This window comes from Parvibaculum sp. (genome assembly GCF_040882025.1).
Lineage (GTDB): Bacteria > Pseudomonadota > Alphaproteobacteria > Parvibaculales > Parvibaculaceae > Parvibaculum.
The window spans coordinates 1-15,847 of record NZ_JBBECC010000187.1 but is presented as its reverse complement, the minus strand read 5'-3'; the positions used below and the strand labels follow the sequence as shown (position 1 = coordinate 15,847).

At 62.5% G+C, this 15,847-nt stretch carries 18 protein-coding genes; 12 read left to right on the top strand and 6 right to left on the bottom strand.

Translation table 11 applies throughout. The annotated features are described in order from the left end of the window. Nucleotides 1-101: 101 nt before the first annotated feature. Genes WEB61_RS14095 through WEB61_RS14080 form a run of 4 tightly spaced genes read right to left on the bottom strand, consistent with a single transcriptional unit; the run spans nt 102 to nt 2,978 of the window. Nucleotides 102-878, bottom strand: a complete 777-nt coding sequence (locus WEB61_RS14095; RefSeq protein ID WP_368064974.1) for a MotE family protein — start codon at nt 876-878, stop codon at nt 102-104. Between the two features lie 13 nt (nt 879-891). Then, the gene (locus tag WEB61_RS14090; RefSeq protein ID WP_368064973.1) at nt 892-1,365 is read right to left on the bottom strand and encodes a DUF6468 domain-containing protein; all 474 of its coding nucleotides are present in this window, start codon (nt 1,363-1,365) and stop codon (nt 892-894) included. Then, on the bottom strand, nt 1,362-2,456 hold the full coding sequence (gene fliM / locus WEB61_RS14085; protein WP_368064972.1) for a flagellar motor switch protein FliM: 1,095 nt from the start codon (nt 2,454-2,456) through the stop codon (nt 1,362-1,364). Before fliM ends, WEB61_RS14090 begins: the two co-directional genes overlap by 4 nt. An 18-nt stretch (nt 2,457-2,474) precedes the next feature. Further along, nucleotides 2,475-2,978, bottom strand: coding sequence for a flagellar basal body-associated FliL family protein (locus WEB61_RS14080; protein WP_368064971.1), 504 nt, complete (start codon nt 2,976-2,978; stop codon nt 2,475-2,477). A gap of 363 nt (nt 2,979-3,341) precedes the next feature. Between WEB61_RS14080 and flgF the strand changes: the two genes are divergently transcribed. From flgF to flgH, 4 genes are read left to right on the top strand one after another with little or no spacing between them, the layout of a single operon-like run. Continuing rightward, nucleotides 3,342-4,073: a flagellar basal-body rod protein FlgF gene (gene flgF, locus WEB61_RS14075; RefSeq protein WP_368064970.1), complete on the top strand. Its 732-nt coding sequence runs from the start codon at nt 3,342-3,344 to the stop codon at nt 4,071-4,073. A 41-nt stretch (nt 4,074-4,114) separates the two neighbouring features. Continuing rightward, the gene (gene flgG, locus WEB61_RS14070; RefSeq protein WP_368064969.1) at nt 4,115-4,900 is read left to right on the top strand and encodes a flagellar basal-body rod protein FlgG; all 786 of its coding nucleotides are present in this window, start codon (nt 4,115-4,117) and stop codon (nt 4,898-4,900) included. 18 nt (nt 4,901-4,918) lie between these two features. Beyond that, nucleotides 4,919-5,902, top strand: a complete 984-nt coding sequence (gene flgA, locus WEB61_RS14065) for a flagellar basal body P-ring formation chaperone FlgA (RefSeq protein ID WP_368064968.1) — start codon at nt 4,919-4,921, stop codon at nt 5,900-5,902. Nucleotides 5,903-5,942: 40 nt separating this feature from the next. After that, a complete protein-coding gene (gene flgH, locus WEB61_RS14060; RefSeq protein WP_368064967.1) occupies nt 5,943-6,680 on the top strand; it encodes a flagellar basal body L-ring protein FlgH in 738 nt (245 codons plus the stop codon). A 76-nt stretch (nt 6,681-6,756) separates the two neighbouring features. On the opposite strand, the gene dksA is transcribed toward flgH, so the two are convergent. Both dksA and WEB61_RS14050 read right to left on the bottom strand, forming a co-directional pair. After that, nucleotides 6,757-7,173, bottom strand: coding sequence for an RNA polymerase-binding protein DksA (gene dksA / locus WEB61_RS14055; protein WP_368064966.1), 417 nt, complete (start codon nt 7,171-7,173; stop codon nt 6,757-6,759). A gap of 153 nt (nt 7,174-7,326) precedes the next feature. Beyond that, a complete protein-coding gene (locus WEB61_RS14050) occupies nt 7,327-7,773 on the bottom strand; it encodes a flagellar assembly protein FliX (RefSeq protein WP_368064965.1) in 447 nt (148 codons plus the stop codon). 272 nt (nt 7,774-8,045) lie between these two features. Between WEB61_RS14050 and WEB61_RS14045 the strand changes: the two genes are divergently transcribed. The 8 genes from WEB61_RS14045 to flaF all read left to right on the top strand — a co-directional run bounded on the left by WEB61_RS14045 (nt 8,046) and on the right by flaF (nt 15,635). Further along, a complete protein-coding gene (locus WEB61_RS14045; protein ID WP_368064964.1) occupies nt 8,046-9,185 on the top strand; it encodes a flagellar basal body P-ring protein FlgI in 1,140 nt (379 codons plus the stop codon). Next, a complete protein-coding gene (locus WEB61_RS14040; protein ID WP_368064963.1) occupies nt 9,185-9,499 on the top strand; it encodes a rod-binding protein in 315 nt (104 codons plus the stop codon). The genes WEB61_RS14045 and WEB61_RS14040 overlap by 1 nt, the downstream gene beginning before the upstream one ends. Next, complete coding sequence (locus WEB61_RS14035) at nt 9,496-9,975, top strand: hypothetical protein (protein ID WP_368064962.1); 480 nt, start codon at nt 9,496-9,498, stop codon at nt 9,973-9,975. Before WEB61_RS14040 ends, WEB61_RS14035 begins: the two co-directional genes overlap by 4 nt. Before the next feature lie 99 nt (nt 9,976-10,074). Further along, nucleotides 10,075-11,700 (top strand): tetratricopeptide repeat protein, encoded by a 1,626-nt coding sequence (locus tag WEB61_RS14030; RefSeq protein WP_368064961.1) that lies wholly within the window; start codon nt 10,075-10,077, stop codon nt 11,698-11,700. Nucleotides 11,701-12,032: 332 nt separating this feature from the next. Beyond that, nucleotides 12,033-13,217, top strand: a complete 1,185-nt coding sequence (locus WEB61_RS14025; protein ID WP_368064960.1) for a flagellin — start codon at nt 12,033-12,035, stop codon at nt 13,215-13,217. 377 nt (nt 13,218-13,594) lie between these two features. Further along, a complete protein-coding gene (locus tag WEB61_RS14020; protein WP_368064959.1) occupies nt 13,595-14,722 on the top strand; it encodes a flagellin in 1,128 nt (375 codons plus the stop codon). A 159-nt stretch (nt 14,723-14,881) separates the two neighbouring features. Continuing rightward, nucleotides 14,882-15,274 carry a flagellar biosynthesis repressor FlbT gene (flbT, locus tag WEB61_RS14015; RefSeq protein WP_368064958.1) on the top strand — a complete coding sequence of 131 codons (393 nt, stop codon included), beginning with the start codon at nt 14,882-14,884 and terminating at the stop codon, nt 15,272-15,274. Continuing rightward, on the top strand, nt 15,258-15,635 hold the full coding sequence (flaF, locus tag WEB61_RS14010; RefSeq protein WP_368064957.1) for a flagellar biosynthesis regulator FlaF: 378 nt from the start codon (nt 15,258-15,260) through the stop codon (nt 15,633-15,635). Before flbT ends, flaF begins: the two co-directional genes overlap by 17 nt. Nucleotides 15,636-15,847 lie beyond the last annotated feature (212 nt).

The window sequence follows — 15,847 nt, the reverse complement described above, 5'->3', positions numbered from 1 at the left end:
CTGCAGCTTCTGCCAATATCATCCGGCATTCTGCCGGCCTATCGGTCAGTTTACGGGTCGGTCGGTTAAGTGGCTCTTAAGGGACGATGGTTTTTCGCGGATTAGCTGGCGTTTTTGTCGATGGAAAGACCCGCTTCCGGAGCCGGCTCTCCGAGTGAATCCTGCAGTGGCGGCGTGTCTATCAAGCGGTCGCCGGTCGCAAGTTCCACAGTCAGGTCCTGCGCGACCACCGGATCCATCGCCGCGAGCACGGCCGACATTTTGCGCGGCTGCATCCGCTTGACGACATCAAGCAGCACGCCCATGTCGAGCCGCTCGAAAATCCGGGCGGCATCCTTGGGTTTCATCCCTTCATACATCGACACCAGACCCGCCATTTTCTCTTCCTGAGCCTCGTCGATCTCGGTAATCCGGGCATTGATCTTCTGCTCGATCGCCTTGAGTTCGGCGATACGGTCTTCGACCCGCTTCTCGGCTGCCACCAGAATTTGCTCGCGCATATCCAGCGTTTCAGCCCTTTTTTGTAGTTCCACACGCCGTGCCGCCAGGCTTTCAAGCACGGACAGCTCGGCCTTGCTGAGCCGAGGATCGTCGGGAGCGGCGGAATCTTCCGGCTGTGCGCCCTCCGCGGCGGTCGTCGTTTCGTCGCCTTCTTCCGATGCCGGCGCGCCGGTGTCGGGCGTCTCGGTTTCGGATGTCTCGGTCTCGGATGTCTCGGTCTCAGGCGTTTCAGTCTCGGGTGTCTCGGCCTGCGCGACGGCGATCGCCGCGAACGACCGCGTACCTGCCCCGCCCGTCGCCAGGTCGGCAAGTTTCAGGCCCAGCAGCAACGAAGCGCAGAGTATAACGATCGGCAGCAGGCGAAGACGGTCCAGCATGATTTCAGTTGCCTCAGCGGGCCCGTTTCAGCGCATCGAGAAGAGGATGCGTTGCACGGGACGGATTGGAATCACGAGGAGCATTCGTTGGCGCCTGACGCGGCCCTGCCGCCGGTTGCGCTGCAGGTCTTGCGGCAGCCGGCCGGACGACCGGAGGTTTGTCGTTCCGGCCGAGCCGATCGGCGATACGGTCGCCGGCATCCAGCATCAACGCCAGTTCGTCGGCCAGCGCGCGGGCACGTTGAACCCGCTCGCCAAGGTCCTCCCCGGTCGCAGCGCTCGCATTCTTGAGGCTGTCGATGGCTGATACGGCCTGTGTGGTCGCTGCGTTGAGATCGCGAACGAGATCGCGCAGCCCGTCCTGGCCGGTTCGCATCGCCCGCAGGCGGCGGTCCAGCATCGCGCAATAGACAATGGTTGCAATCAGAAACAGGCAGACGATGCCCTCGAGAAGAACACCGAACGGCAACTCCGTGAAAATCGTCATTTGAATGCCCCCGTTATTCGGGTCTCAAGCGCCTTCTGTTCGGGCTCGGCGATAGATACGCGCTTGTGCTTGCGCATCGCCTGTTCGACGCGCACGGCGACGTGATTGCCGACGCGACCCATCCGGCCCTTGGCCACGTGCACCCCGCCGCAACGCATGTCGATCATGCCGTCGGGCGTGTTGTTGAACATCAACGTCTGCCCGACCTGGAAATCCATGACGTCGCGCAGCGCGAGTTGTTGTTGGTCGAGCACCGCCTCAAGCGGAACCCGCGTGGACCAGAGTTCGGTGGCGAGATGCTCTTCCCAGATCGAGTCGCGGCCGAATTTCTCGCCCATGAACATCTGCAACAGCAATTCGCGGATCGGCTCCAGCGTCGCATAGGGCAGCATCAGCTCGATGCGCCCGCCGCGATCTTCCATGTCGACGCGCAACTTGACGAGAATGGCGGCATTCGCAGGGCGCGCAATGGCCGCAAAGCGTGGGTTGGTCTCCATGCGATCGAGCTCAAGCGTCACCGGCGACAATGGCTCAAACGCTGCCTGCACATCCTGGAGCACAACTTCGATCATGCGCTGCACAAGATTGAGTTCGATCGTGGTATAGGGCCGGCCTTCGATACGCATGGCCGCCGTGCCGCGCCGCCCGCCGAGCAACACATCGACAATCGAATAAATGAGATTCGAGTCGACCGTGAACATGCCGTAATTATCCCACTGCTTCGCACGGAAAACCGCGAGAATGGCAGGCAGCGGGATTGAATTGAGATAGTCGCCAAACCGGATCGACGAGACGTTGTCGAGCGAGACTTCGACATTGTCGGATGTGAAGTTCCTGAGCGATACGGTCATCAACCGGACCAGCCTGTCGAACACGATTTCGAGCATCGGCAAGCGCTCGTAGGAAACGAGAGCCGAATTGACGATGGCATCGATGCCGTGTCGATCGGATACTTGCCCCTCTTCGATTTCGAAGCCGAGCAGGCTGTCGATTTCGTCCTGGTTGAGTACGCGTTCAGGCGCTTTCGCCGCCGCATGCGCAGCAGCGACCAGTGCGTCCGCGTCGCCTTCCTTGACGTCTGTGGTGGCCATAAATCGGTCCCCGAACCCTTACTGAACGATAATTTCCCGGAACAGGATGTCTGTCACCAGCGGCTGCTGGGTGGCGAGCGTCATGCGACGCATCAGTTCTTCCTTGAGGCTGAGCATCCCTTGCGAGCCTTCGAGATCTTCCGGTCTGAGGTCGCGCAGAAATGTCTGGAACCCATCGAGCACGCGCGGCATCTCGATCTCGAGACGCTTCACAGCCTCGGCGTCGACAACCTGCAGCGATACACGCATTTTGAGATAGTGCGCCGGCGGCGGTCCGCTGAGATTTACGAGGAAGTCGGGCAGATCGTAGAAAACGGGATCGGCGACAACTTCGACCTCGGGTTCTTCCTCGGTCGACCCGCCGAGAATACCTGACATATAGAGGCCAACCCCGGCACCGATAAGAACCAGCAACGGCAACGCGACGTAGAGAACAAGCACTTTGCCGGCAAGCCGGCGTCGCGCCGGCTCTTCGGCGGCTTCATCTTCCTCATCGGCGACTTCGGTGTCGACTGCAGCCATCTTGAAATGTCCCACCTCGTGGAAGTCACAGATCTTTCGTCCGCGACATCTATTGCCTCGCAATCATTGCATCGCGGCTTCTTCGCGGCACAAAGCGATGCTCTCTTACTTTGGTTAATGAAGCGTTGTCCCGTCCGCGTTCCCGCGCTTTCTTTCTGACAACTTGCGAACACGGCGATATCCGCTGCCCGGAGCGGCAGAAACTGCCTGGCATTCCCTGCCGCCAAAGAGGGGCCGGCTCCGCCGTCAGACCACTATCTATTTGATTTCAATAAAGTTTTACTTTGGCACAGGGCCTGCACATCTGTCGGCGGGACGCCAGTGCCCGCGGCCCGCCCATTGGATCGGACGAACGACCACGTCATGGAAAACGCACTTCTCATAGGTCTCTCCCGTCAGATGGCGATGACGCGCGAGATGTCGACCATCGCGAACAACCTCGCGAACATGAATACGTCCGGCTTCAAGTCGGAAGCGATGCTGTTCGACCAGTTTTTGATGAAGGACGCCTCGGAAGGCAGCCAGGCGTCGAAAATCACCTTCGTTCAGGACTTCGGCCAGCACCGCAATCTGCGCGACGGCACGCTGCAGATGACCGCCAATCCCTTCGATGTGGCGATTACGGGCGACGGTTTTTTCAGAGTCCAGACCGAAAACGATGTTCTCTATACCCGCAACGGTCACTTTCGCCTTGATGAGGCCGGCCAGCTCGTGACAGCCGGCGGAGAGCCGGTGCTGACCGACGCCGACGCACCCATGCGCTTCGCCCAGGACGAAACCGATATCACGATCGCGCGCGACGGCACGGTCTCTTCAAGCCTCGGTCTGCGCGGCAAGATTTCCGTCGTGACCTTTGAAAATCTGCAAAACATGCGGAACGTGGGTGGCACGCTCCTGAGCACATTGCAGGACGAACAGCCGATCGACGAGCCGCGCGTCGTGCAGGGCGCTCTCGAAGGATCGAACGTGCAGCCGATCGTCGAGATGACAAACATGATCGAGGTAACGCGATCATACGCAAGCGCGCAGAAACTTATCGATCAATCGGATCAAATGCGTCGCAAGGCTATTCAGGAACTCGGAAGCCCGGCCTGAGGCCAGCCTTCGATATGACACAAGAGTAAGGAAAAAGTCCCATGCAGTCGCTCAGCATCGCCGCTACCGGCATGATGGCCCAGCAGCTCAATGTCGAGGTGATCTCCAACAACATCGCCAACATGAGCACATCCGGCTTCAAGCGCCAGCGCGCGGAGTTTCAGGACTTGCTCTACCAGAACCTTCGCCGCGTTGGCACCAACTCGTCGGACGCTGGCACCATCGTGCCCGCCGGCGTGCAGATCGGCCTCGGTGTCAAGACGAGCTCGGTCTATCGCGTGATGACGCAGGGCAACATGGACAATACCGAAAACAAGCTCGATATCGCCATTCAGGGGCGTGGTTATTTCCGCATCGAGTTGCCGAGTGGCGAAGATGCCTACACCCGCGCCGGTTCGTTTCAGATCAGCGGCGATGGCCAGCTCGTAACCTCCGACGGATACACCGTGGCGCCGGGTATCTCCATCCCGGCGGAAGCGACGGACATCACCGTCAGCCGCGACGGTCAGGTCCAGGTCATGATCCCCGGCCAGACGGCCGCGCAGGTCGTCGGTCAGATCGAACTCGCGAACTTCGCCAACGAAGCGGGTCTCGATCCGCAGGGCGACAATCTTTTCCTCGAAACGACAGCCAGCGGCGCGCCGCTCATCGGCACGCCCAACAACGCCGGTTTTGGCGGCGTTCTACAAGGCTTTCTCGAAACTTCGAACGTGAACGCGGTCGGCGAAATCACCTCGCTCATTTCGGCCCAGCGGGCGTACGAGATGAACGCCAAGGTCATCACCGCGTCAGACGAAATGATGTCCGTCGCCACAAACGTCAAATAAGCGGTGAAAGAAATGTATGTGCGTATCGCCTGTCTGACTGGAATACTCGCCGCCGCATTCTTTGCGGGCGCCGTCGCCGCCGCAGAACTGCGGCCGGCAATCACCGTTACGGGCGAAACGGTAACGCTTGGCGACCTCTTCGACGACGCGGGCCGTGCTGCCCATGTCATTGTCGCCAACGCACCGGCCCCTGGCCTCAAAAGCGAGATTACCGTCTCTCGCATTTCGCTCGCCGCTCGTCGCAACGGCATCGAGTGGCGCAATAATGCCGGCCTGACACACATTGTTGTCGGCCGCAGTGGCCTGCCGGTACCCGAACACGAAGTCGCTGCGGCAATCGCCAGCGCCATCGAAACGCAATCCTCATCGCTTCCGTCGGCGGCTACCCTGCAGATCGATTTTGTCAACGGTACTGCCGGTATCCAGGTCGCCGAAAATGCCGAACAGAGCGTTCGCGTCGAACAACTCTCTTTCAATCCGCGCAACGGTGCTTTCAACGCAATTGTTCGCGCGCCCGCTAACGACATGATGAGCCCGCTGCGTCGTGTCGCCGGCCGCGCCTATCCGGTCATCGACGTGCCCGTGCTGACCCGGGATGTCATGCCGGGCGATGTCGTGCGCCGAAACGATATCGATTGGATTCGTCTGCCCTCCACGCGCGTCAGTCAGAACATTGTCACCTCGCTGGCCCAGCTTGTTGGCATGTCGCCGCGCAATCCGACCCGTGCAGGCGAGCCGCTGCGCATTTCCGACATGCATCCGCCGCTCGTCGTCGAAAAAGGTGCACAGATCGACATGAGCTTCGTTTCCGGCTCACTGACATTGACCGCGCGCGGACGCGCACTTGATAGCGGTGCAGTCGGCGACGTCGTAAACGTACTCAACAGCCGCTCCAACCGGACCGTCCAGGGCATTATCGAAGGCCCGAACATGGTCCGTATCGACGCGCCGGGTGCCGCGCGTGCAGCGGCGGCACTTGACGCCGCCGCCGGCAATTCCTGATCGCGATACCGGAAGATTTGACCGAAAAGGCCTGGAAAAAATGTTTGTCAGTACCGCTTATCGCCTTGTCGCCGTCGCTCTGGTCGCCGCAACGCTGGCCGGCTGCAACACCGCCGACCGCATCGGCAACATCGGCAAGGCGCCCGATATGGCACCGGTCGGCACGATCGAGCCGCGCGTCTCGATGCCAATGCCCGCACCCGAAGAGATTGTCTATCAGCCGAATTCGCTCTGGCGTTCGGGCTCGCGTGCTTTCTTCCGCGACCAGCGCGCCGCCCGTGTCGGCGACATTCTGACGGTCCTCATCGACATCGCCGACAGCGCCAAGGTCGACAATTCGACCAAACGCACCCGCGCCAATTCGGAAGATGCCGGTATCGACAACCTGCTCGGATATGAAAGTTATCTCGGCAAAATCTTTCCCGATGCGGTTGACAACGCCAATCTCGCCCGCCTCGGCACCAACAGCTCCAGCGCCGGCGCCGGCTCGGTCGACCGCGAGGAAAAGATCGAACTCACGGTCGCCGCCGTCGTGACCCAGGTTTTGCCGAACGGCAATCTCGTCATCTCCGGCCGCCAGCAGGTCCGCGTCAACTTCGAAGTGCGCGAGCTCGATGTCACCGGCATCGTCCGGCCCGAAGACATCTCGAACGTCAACACGATCCAGCACACCCAGATCGCCGAAGCACGCATCGCCTATGGCGGCCAGGGTCAGATCTCCGACGTGCAGCAGGCGCGCTACGGCCAGCAGCTCTTCGACATTCTGATGCCATTCTGATTTTCCGGCCGGCACCTCGCATGAAAAACGCGGCTCCTGCGAGCCGCGTTTTTTCCGTATCCGGACCGGATGAGCCTCAGTCGTCGCGATAGACTTTCTCGCGGCGCTCGTGGCGCTCCTGCGCTTCGATCGAAAGCGTCGCGATCGGCCGCGCATCGAGGCGCTTCAGGCTGATCGGCTCGCCGGTTTCTTCGCAATAGCCGTAGGTACCGTCATCGATCCGCCGCAGCGCCGCATCGATCTTGGCGACGAGCTTGCGCTGCCGGTCGCGGGTGCGAAGTTCGAGGGAACGTTCGGTTTCGGAAGAAGCGCGGTCGGTAATGTCGGGATGCTGCACATTGTCGTCCTGCAGGTGCTGCAGCGTCTCGCGATTTTCCTTGAGGATGTCTTCTTTCCACTTCTCGAGCTTGCGGCGGAAATATTCCTTCTGCCGCTTGTTCATGAACGGCTCGTCGTCCGACGGCATGTAGCCCTTTGGTAAACGCACAGCCATTCGCGGCAATCTTCCTTCGACACAAGCCCTTGCGGAAACGGGCCGGACTATAGCGACCGGCCCCACGATTCTCAACAGCGATAGGCCTGCCAAACCGGTGAAATATCTGTGAAATCAGGAAGCGGGAGGAGACGTCCCGCCGCCTCGGAAAACCTAGATTTTACTATAGGTTCCGAACTTGGCCAGTTCGACCCGTGCCCTGAGTTCGATCTGGTCGAGAATCTCGCGCAACATCGGATCGGCAACGCCGCCCAGCTGCCGCTCGACCACGGAAAGAAGACGGGAAAGCTTGGATTTCGGCACCTGGCCCATCAGCAGCGCCAGCTTGATGTCGTCGAGAATATCGAGCATTTCCTCGGCCCGGGCGACCGCCTTGCGGCGGGGCGCGTGGAGCGCGTCGTCGGCCGCGCCCGTCTCCTGAAGTGCCAACAGCGCATCGACCGCCCCGAGCGAGGCAGGCCCCGAAAGGCCGGCCGCTCCCCGCGTGGCTCCGGCACCGGCAGGGGCAAAGCCGCTGCCGCCGCTGCGAACCCCGCCGCCACGCGCCGCGCTGCCCTGGGATGCCGCTCTGGTATTGCCGATCTTCATCTCGGTCCCCATCCCCCGATCCGGCACCACCGCGCCGGGTTTCAGTGCCTCCAAAATGGACCGGAGGTCTTAAAGCGGCGTTAAACTTAATCATTGCTACAAGGGAGTGGCGGCAGGAATTGCCGCCAGGTGGCAGGAGCTGCCCGCGCGTCGCCCCCGAACGCCCGTTTCTCAACGCCAGGAAAAAGAAAACGCAATATAAATCAAAGGCTTGGAAAGACGCTTCCGATGGCATGCCTTTCGCTAGAAGAACGCCGTATCGCCAGCGATTGATCGGTCGTTCCATGTCCCGGCTTGTTGCCCATCGTCTCCGCTCCCTCCTGTCGCTCGTGCTCGCCGTTGCTCTTCTGGCCGCCATCATGCCGGTCGAGACGCAGGCCAGCTCGCGCATCAAGGACATCGTCGATGTCGAGGGCATCCGCGACAACATGCTGGTCGGCTACGGCCTCGTGGTCGGCCTCAACGGCACGGGCGACACGCTCCGCAACGCCCCCTTCACCCAGCAGAGCCTGATCGGCATGCTCGAACGCCTCGGCGTCAACACGCGCGGCACGACGCTGAAAACCGCCAACGTCGCCGCCGTCATGGTCTCGGCCAATCTGCCGGCCTTCGCAGCCCAGGGTACCCGCATCGACGTGACGGTCTCGGCACTGGGCGACGCCACCAATCTGCAGGGCGGCGTCCTGCTGGTGACGCCGCTGATGGGCGCCGACGGTCAGGTCTATGCGGTGGCGCAGGGCTCAGTCGCCACCGGCGGCTTCGCGGCCAAGGGCGAAGGCGCCTCCGTCGTTCGAGGGGTGCCCACCAACGCCCGCATCGCCAACGGCGCCATCGTCGAACGCGAGCTCGAATTTCAACTGGCCGATCTGCGCGCGCTGCGCCTCTCGCTGCGCAATCCCGACCTGACGACCGCCCAGCGCGTCGCCGCCGCCATCAATGCCTATCTGGGCGTCGGCACGGCGGCTGCCGACAACCCGACCACCGTCCAGCTCACCGTTCCCGCGGGCTACGCGGGCGGCGTCGTTGGCCTTCTCACCGACATCGAACAATTGCGCGTCCAGCCCGATCTCGCCGCCCGCGTCGTTATCGACGAGGCCTCCGGCGTCATCGTCATGGGCCAGGACGTCCGCGTCAGCCAGGTTGCGATCGCGCAAGGCAACCTCACCATTTCCGTCAACGAAACGCCGCAGGTCAGCCAGCCCTCGCCCTTCTCGACGCAAGGCGACACGGTCGTCGTGCCGCGCACCGACGTCGAGGTCGATGAGGAAGAAGGCAAGCAGCTCGGCATTATCGACGGCAGCATCAGCCTCAAGGAACTGGTCGACGGCCTCAATGCGCTGGGCGTCAGCCCGCGCGACATGATCACCATCCTGCAGGCGATCAAGTCCGCCGGCGCGCTGCAGGCCGAAATCGAGGTGATGTAATGGATATCGCCGCCCTGCCCCTGCCTCAAACGGCCTTTGCCCGCGCCCCGGCGCCGAGCCCGGCCGCCGGCGACCGCAACATGGGCGCCTGGGAAACCGCACGCGACTTCGAGGCCCAGTTCATGTCGGTTCTGATGCAGCCGATGTTCGAGGGAAGCGGCGAGGAGAGCGCCTTCGGCGGCGGCCCCGGCGAAAGCATGTTCCGCTCGCTGCTGGTCGAGCAATATGGCCGCGAAATGGCCAAAAGCGGCGGCATTGGCCTGGCCGACGCCGTCTACCGCGAAATACTCAAGATGCAGGAGGAGCCCCGATGACCGCCCCCGCCCGTCGCATCGCCGCCGAAAGCCTGGCGCCCGCCGATCTCGTCGAGCGCATGCTCGAGCAGACACTGGCCCTGACCGGCATCGTCCGCCGCGAAACCGGCCTGCTGCGCGACCGGGCCCAGCCCCAGGTCGCCGCCTTGCAGCCCGAGAAAATCCGCATCGCCAACGATTACGCGATGGATGCCCAGGCGATCCACGGCCGCAAGGATCTGATCGACCGCGCCCCGTCCGAGCGCGTCTCGAAGCTGAAATCGGCCATGATCGAGCTCGACCGCGCGCTGGCCGAAAACGTCGAGGCGCTGACCGCCGCCCGCTCGGTATCGGAAGGGCTGATCCGCATGGTCGCCAACGCCATGACCGAACGTGCGGCACCGACGCTGGGCTATGGCCGCGACGCGGCGCCCGCCGTCCGCCGTCCCGGCAATCCCTCGACGCCGGCCTCGCTGACCCTCGACGCGCGGTATTGAGCGCCGTCGCGGCCGCCGTTAACCCGGTGGTAACCACGATGACCCGCAGATAGACAATCAAACCGCCGATATGGCAGGGCACGGGGAGCGGCATCCGGCATGTCTGCATTGAAGAAGCAGCGCCTCGCGGCAGGCGACGGTGAAATCGAGAAGAGGTTCGCGCAAGGCCAGCGGCTGCAGGCCCGCGACCGCTTCGCCGAAGCCGAACAGCGCTTCCGCAAGGTCCTGGCGCTCGATCCCCGGCATCTGGGCGCCCTGACCGGCCTCACCCAATGCCTGATTGCACAAAAGAACCAGCAGGAAGCGATCGACACGCTCGACCGCGCCGCGGCCGATGCGCCGGAAGGCGACGAAATCTGGCTCTTCGATCTCGCCGGTCTCTGCACCACGGTGAAATATCTTCAGCAGGCCCGGACGCTTTACGAACGCGCGCTGGCAATCGCGCCCGACATGCCGTCATCCCTGATCAATCTCGCCAATGTCGTCGAGGAACAGGGCGACATCCAGAAGGCCATCGACCTGCTCTCGCGCGCCATCGAGATCGATCCGACCTCCGCCAGGGCCTATGGCAATCTCGGCAAGGTGCTGACGGCGACGCGGCTGCGCGACGAGGCGCTCGCCTGCTACCGCCGCGCGATCGAACTCAATCCCAACCTCTCCCAGACCTGGACCAATCTCGCCGCCCTGTTCGAAATCATGGGCCGGCATCGCGAAGCCTTGCCGGCGCTGCAACGGGCGCTGAACCTCGACCCGGAATCCGATGCGGCCCGCTGGAACCTCGCGCGTACCTTGCTGACCGTCGGAGAAATCGAGGCCGGCTGGGACATGTACGGCTTCGGCTTCTCCTGCGGTCAACGCCTGCCCTACCGTCCCTTTCCGGGTTTGATCTGGGAAGGCCAGGATCTCGCGGACAAGACCATCATGGTCTGGCGCGAACAGGGCCTCGGCGACGATCTGATCTTCTCAACCTGCTACACGGACCTGATCGCTCGTGCCGGCCATGTCATCATCGAAACCGAGCGGCGTCTTGTCTCTCTTTACCAGCGGACATGGCCGCAAGCGACGGTGCGCGCCGAGACATGGACCTCGACGGGCCTTGAAAACTACGGCGAGGTCGATTTCGACTACACCGCCCCGGCCGGCCTCGTCGCCGCGCAGTTGCGCCGCAAGCTGACGGATTTCGCCGCGCCGCGCCCGACGCTTCGGCCCGACCCCGCGCGCGTCGCCGAATGCCGCGCCTGGCTCGATTCGCTTGGGCCGGGACCGAAAATCGGCATCTCCTGGACGTCCGGCAAGATCGACGACGTCCGGGGACGCGCCTACACGAAGCTTGCCGACTGGAAAGACCTCTTTGCCATCGGGGACGCCGCTATCGTCAATCTTCAATATACCGACGTTTCGGAAGAGGCGGAGGCGCTGCGGCGGGAGCATGGGCTGACATTGCACCGCATGCCCGGCCTCGATCTCCGCGGCGATCTCGAAGGCGTTGCCGCCCTGACGGCTTGCATGGATGCCGTGGTCGCGCCCGCGAGCTTCCCGGCCGTGATGACCGGCGCCCTCGACCGCCCCTGCTTCCACTACACATGCAAGGGCTGGACGATGCTGGGCACCGACCACCTGCCCTGGTTCCCGCAAATGCGCTGCTATCTAATGAACGATGCCGGCGCCCCCTCCGATTTCGTGAAACGCATCGTGACGGACCTCGGCGCCTTCCTGCGCGCCTGACGGCCCCTGCCCGGCAAAACTTTCCCGTTCGCGGCATTTCCTGCCAGCACCCCCGGGACCCCGCCCAAGACAAGCCCTTGATTTCATTCAACTTTCAAACTGGCCCGGCCCTTGCGAAGAAGAGGGCAGATGAAATCGCGGGTGCGGAACGGCCAGAAAGATTGCCTCATGCCCCCGGTTCGACGGTGAAGAGACGGACAGCTTCCAATCGGTGGATCGTCGGTCAAATCGAAAAGCAGTTCGGACTGTTTACGTCGAATTAATGATTAATGCCGAGTGTAGTGCCCGTGCCGCCATGAGACGGCCGAGCCAAACCCTGGAGGGTAGAGACAATGGCTGATGTGGTCCTTTCCGGCGCGATCCGGTCGAATCTGCTCAGCATGCAGAATACCGCGAGGCTGCTCGATGAATCGCAGCTGCGCCTCGCAACAGGTCTGAAGGTCCGCAGCGCGGTCGACAGCCCGATTTCCTTTTTCACGGCGCAGGGCCTCAACAACCGCGCTTCCGATCTGAACAGCCTGCTCGACTCGATGGGTCAGGCGGTGCAGACGCTGGAAGCGGCGGATCAGGGCATCAAGTCGATCCTGAAGCTCGTCGACAGCATGAAGGCTGTCGCCAACCAGGCGCTCGAAACCAAGATCAAGTCGACGGTCCTCACCAGCAATCAGGACGCGGGCCCGCTGACCGGCGGCGTCACCCTTTCCTCGCTCGGTGCTCTCGCCACCGGCAACACGATCACCCTCACGGTCGGCGATGTCACCGAGAACGTCGTCATCGGCACGGGCGTCGGCGAGGTTGAGACAATCACCGATCTGATGAACTGGGTCGGCGCGACCTTCACGGGCGACGAAGTGGTCACCGCCGCGCTCACAAGCGACGGCCAGTTGCAGATTACCGCCGCATCGGGCCGCGACATCGCCATCTCGGCCGCCAACGGCGGCGCGCCGGTCAGCCTCGACGGGCTGATGGGCAGCCGTGTCACGGCGACCGACGGCGTCAATCGCGACAAGTTCGAGACCGATTTCAACAGCCTGCGCGAACAGATCGACCAGTTGGCCGGCGACGCCAGCTACAAGGGCGTCAACCTGCTGAAGGGCAACGACGTCCTGAGCGTCTTCTTCAACACCGAGCAGACGAGCCAGCTCGAAATCGTGGGCGTCGCGCTGACGCCGGAAGGAGAGCTCAACATCGCGGAGGTCGGCTACGTTTCCGGCGATCACGGCTTCACCGCCGATTCCGAAATCAAGGCCTTCGTCGAAACCCTGAACGCCGCCACCAACGTGCTGCGCCAGCAGGCCTCGACCTTCGGTGCCAATCTCGGCGTCGTGCAGATCCGCCAGGACTTCACGAAGTCGCTGATCAACACGCTGGAAACCGGCGCCTCGAACCTCACCGTCGCCGACACCAACGAGGAAGGCGCCAAGATGCTGGCCCTGCAGACGCGCCAGCAATTGGGCACCACGGCGCTCTCGCTGGCGAACCAGGCCGAACAGGGCGTTCTCCGTCTCTTCGGTTAACCGCCGCTAACGATAATCTTCGACGGCAGAGGCGGGTCCGCGGGACCCGCCTTTTTCGTTTGTCAGGTGCCGGCGAATGCCGAGGTCCTCTCTTCTCCGTCATTGCTTCGCCTTTGGCTCGCAATGACGGAGAAGGCAAAGACACGAACAGTCCGGCCCCAACGGCTTCGTATCGAACCTCCATCCCGCAACCCAAAACATTCGAACCGTCCCGTACCGGGGCATTGCGAACATTTTTCTTCGAATGATCGGAAAAATTCTTCGAATGATTAGAAAAAAAACGATCCGTTTTACGGCCTCTTAACGGAACCCGCCGCATGATCCCGCCATGGCTCAGAAAGAGCCGACGAACTAGGTCCTAGGAAAGGAACTGAACTATGGGTGATATCACCATTTCCAGCGCCGTGCGCACCAACCTGCTGACGCTGCAGAGCACGGCTCAGCTGATGGCGCAGACGCAGAACCGCCTCGCCACCGGCTTGAAGGTTTCGAGCGCTCTCGACAATCCGCAATCCTTCTTCACCGCCGCCGGCCTTTCGAGCCGCGCGACGGACATGAGCGCCCTGCTCGACTCGATGAGCCTCGGCGTGCAGACGCTGAAAGCCGCCGACGAAGGCATCAAGTCGATCCAGAAGATCGTCGACCAGGCGAAGTCGGTTGCCAACCAGGCTCTCCAGGCCGTGGCAACGGCAACGACCGTCAGCGAGACGGCCATCGCCTTCGACGCCCAGGACTCGGCGTCCGTCCGCACGATCTCCTTCCAGATCGGCACGGCGACAGCGCAAACCATCGTGCTTGCCTCGGCGGACTTCGTCACCGCGGCCTCTTCGGCCACGGCCATCGAAAGCGGCCTTGCGGGCCTCGTCTCGTCGACCGGTACGCTGGCCGGCCTGACGGTCGAACGTACCGGCGCCGTCCTGAGCTTCTCCGTCGCTGCGGGTGAAGACCTGACGATCTCCGGCGCGGGTGCCACCAACTTCGGCATCGACGCTGCAGGCACGAACGGCGAGACGCTGACGGAAGCCCGCGCCACTTTCGCCACCGACTACAACAACCTGCTCGCACAGATCGACCAGTTGTCGCTCGATACGAGCTTCAACGGCATCAACCTGCTCGCCGGCGACGATCTCTCGGTGCTCTTCAACGAGTCGAGCACCTCGAAGCTCGACATCACGGGCGTGACCTTCAACGCCGCCGGTCTCGCGCTGACGGAGACGACCTTCTCCGACATCGACGCCGATGTCACGCTGCTGAACACGGCGACGGCGACGCTCCGCGGACAGTCCTCGACCTTCGGTGCGAACCTCTCGGTCGTGCAGAACCGTCAGGACTTCACCGGCAACATGATCAACGTGTTGGAACAGGGCGCCGGCAACCTGACACTGGCCGACACCAACGTCGAAGCGGCGAACCTGCTCGCCCTGCAGACGCGCCAGTCGCTGGCCTCGACCTCGCTGTCGCTGGCCAACCAGTCGGAACAGAGCGTTCTCTCGCTCCTCCGCTAAACGGGTCCGCCTTCGGGCGAAACCGTACTCGGCAAAAACGGCGGGGGCCCTGGCCCCCGCCGTTACTTTTTGGGCACTGGCCGATAGGCCTGCCAACCGGCGGCGATTCGCGCTAAACTCCGCGTGATTCCAAAGCGCACATCATGGGAACGAAACGGCATGGCCCTCAAAGTCGAACTCAAACCGGGCGAGCGCTTCATTCTCGGCGACAGCGTCATCACCAATGACGACCAGCGCACCCGCCTTTTCATCGAGGGCGACGCGCCGATCCTGCGCGAAAAGGACATTCTCAGGGCCGCCGACGCCGACACCCCTTGCAAGCGCGTCTACCTGCTGGTCCAGATGATGTATCTCTCGCCCGATCCGCGCCCGCATCACGAAATGTATTTCCAGATTGTTAAGGATGTGGCCGAAGCCGCCCCCTCGACCATGCCGTATCTGGACGCCATCAACAGCAAAATCTTAACCGGCGAAATGTATAAAGCTCTCAAGGAAGCTCGAAAGTTGATTGAGTACGAACGGGGGCTGCTGGAGAATGTCAAGACCGCATGAGGCCTATGCCACTGCGTCGCGGATGACGATTTCGGATCCGCGTGAATTCGAAGCATCGATTCTGACCCGCGCCGCCGGCCAGCTCCAGCGCATTCGCGACAACTGGGCGCAGGAAACCGCCGGCGCATTGCGCGATGCCCTCCTCTACAATCGCCGCATCTGGACCGTCTTCGCCGCCTCGGCCGCCGAGCTCGAGCACCCGCTGCCCCGCGAGATCAAGCAGAACATCGCCAACCTCGCCATCTTCATCTTCAAGCGCACCGCCGAGATCGAAGCGACCCGCGAGCCCGAGCCGCAGCTCCTCGACACGCTGATCATGATCAACCGCGAAATCGCCGCCGGCCTCTACCGGAAGCCCTGAGGCGCCGGCGGGACCGGCAACGCGGCATCCGCCTCTCCCCCACACGCGTCATTGCCGGACTTGATCCACTGCTGTCCGGTTTGGCTTTCAAATCCATATTTGGCCGTCATGACCCGGCCCTCCTTTGTAATAAAGGTGGCGGGTCATCCACGTCTTTCTTTCTTCCTTTCGGCTTTTCCATGCCGCAAAGACGTGGATGGCCCGCCTAAAGC

Coding starts and splice junctions, on each gene's coding strand:
- WEB61_RS14095 (WP_368064974.1), bottom strand. CDS start 878: ATGCTGGACCGTCTTCGCCTGCTGCCGATCGTTATACTCTGCGCTTCG.
- WEB61_RS14090 (WP_368064973.1), bottom strand. CDS start 1,365: ATGACGATTTTCACGGAGTTGCCGTTCGGTGTTCTTCTCGAGGGCATC.
- fliM (WP_368064972.1), bottom strand. CDS start 2,456: ATGGCCACCACAGACGTCAAGGAAGGCGACGCGGACGCACTGGTCGCT.
- WEB61_RS14080 (WP_368064971.1), bottom strand. CDS start 2,978: ATGGCTGCAGTCGACACCGAAGTCGCCGATGAGGAAGATGAAGCCGCC.
- flgF (WP_368064970.1), top strand. CDS start 3,342: ATGGAAAACGCACTTCTCATAGGTCTCTCCCGTCAGATGGCGATGACG.
- flgG (WP_368064969.1), top strand. CDS start 4,115: ATGCAGTCGCTCAGCATCGCCGCTACCGGCATGATGGCCCAGCAGCTC.
- flgH (WP_368064967.1), top strand. CDS start 5,943: ATGTTTGTCAGTACCGCTTATCGCCTTGTCGCCGTCGCTCTGGTCGCC.
- dksA (WP_368064966.1), bottom strand. CDS start 7,173: ATGGCTGTGCGTTTACCAAAGGGCTACATGCCGTCGGACGACGAGCCG.
- WEB61_RS14050 (WP_368064965.1), bottom strand. CDS start 7,773: ATGGGGACCGAGATGAAGATCGGCAATACCAGAGCGGCATCCCAGGGC.
- WEB61_RS14045 (WP_368064964.1), top strand. CDS start 8,046: ATGTCCCGGCTTGTTGCCCATCGTCTCCGCTCCCTCCTGTCGCTCGTG.
- WEB61_RS14040 (WP_368064963.1), top strand. CDS start 9,185: ATGGATATCGCCGCCCTGCCCCTGCCTCAAACGGCCTTTGCCCGCGCC.
- WEB61_RS14035 (WP_368064962.1), top strand. CDS start 9,496: ATGACCGCCCCCGCCCGTCGCATCGCCGCCGAAAGCCTGGCGCCCGCC.
- WEB61_RS14030 (WP_368064961.1), top strand. CDS start 10,075: ATGTCTGCATTGAAGAAGCAGCGCCTCGCGGCAGGCGACGGTGAAATC.
- WEB61_RS14025 (WP_368064960.1), top strand. CDS start 12,033: ATGGCTGATGTGGTCCTTTCCGGCGCGATCCGGTCGAATCTGCTCAGC.
- WEB61_RS14020 (WP_368064959.1), top strand. CDS start 13,595: ATGGGTGATATCACCATTTCCAGCGCCGTGCGCACCAACCTGCTGACG.
- flbT (WP_368064958.1), top strand. CDS start 14,882: ATGGCCCTCAAAGTCGAACTCAAACCGGGCGAGCGCTTCATTCTCGGC.
- flaF (WP_368064957.1), top strand. CDS start 15,258: ATGTCAAGACCGCATGAGGCCTATGCCACTGCGTCGCGGATGACGATT.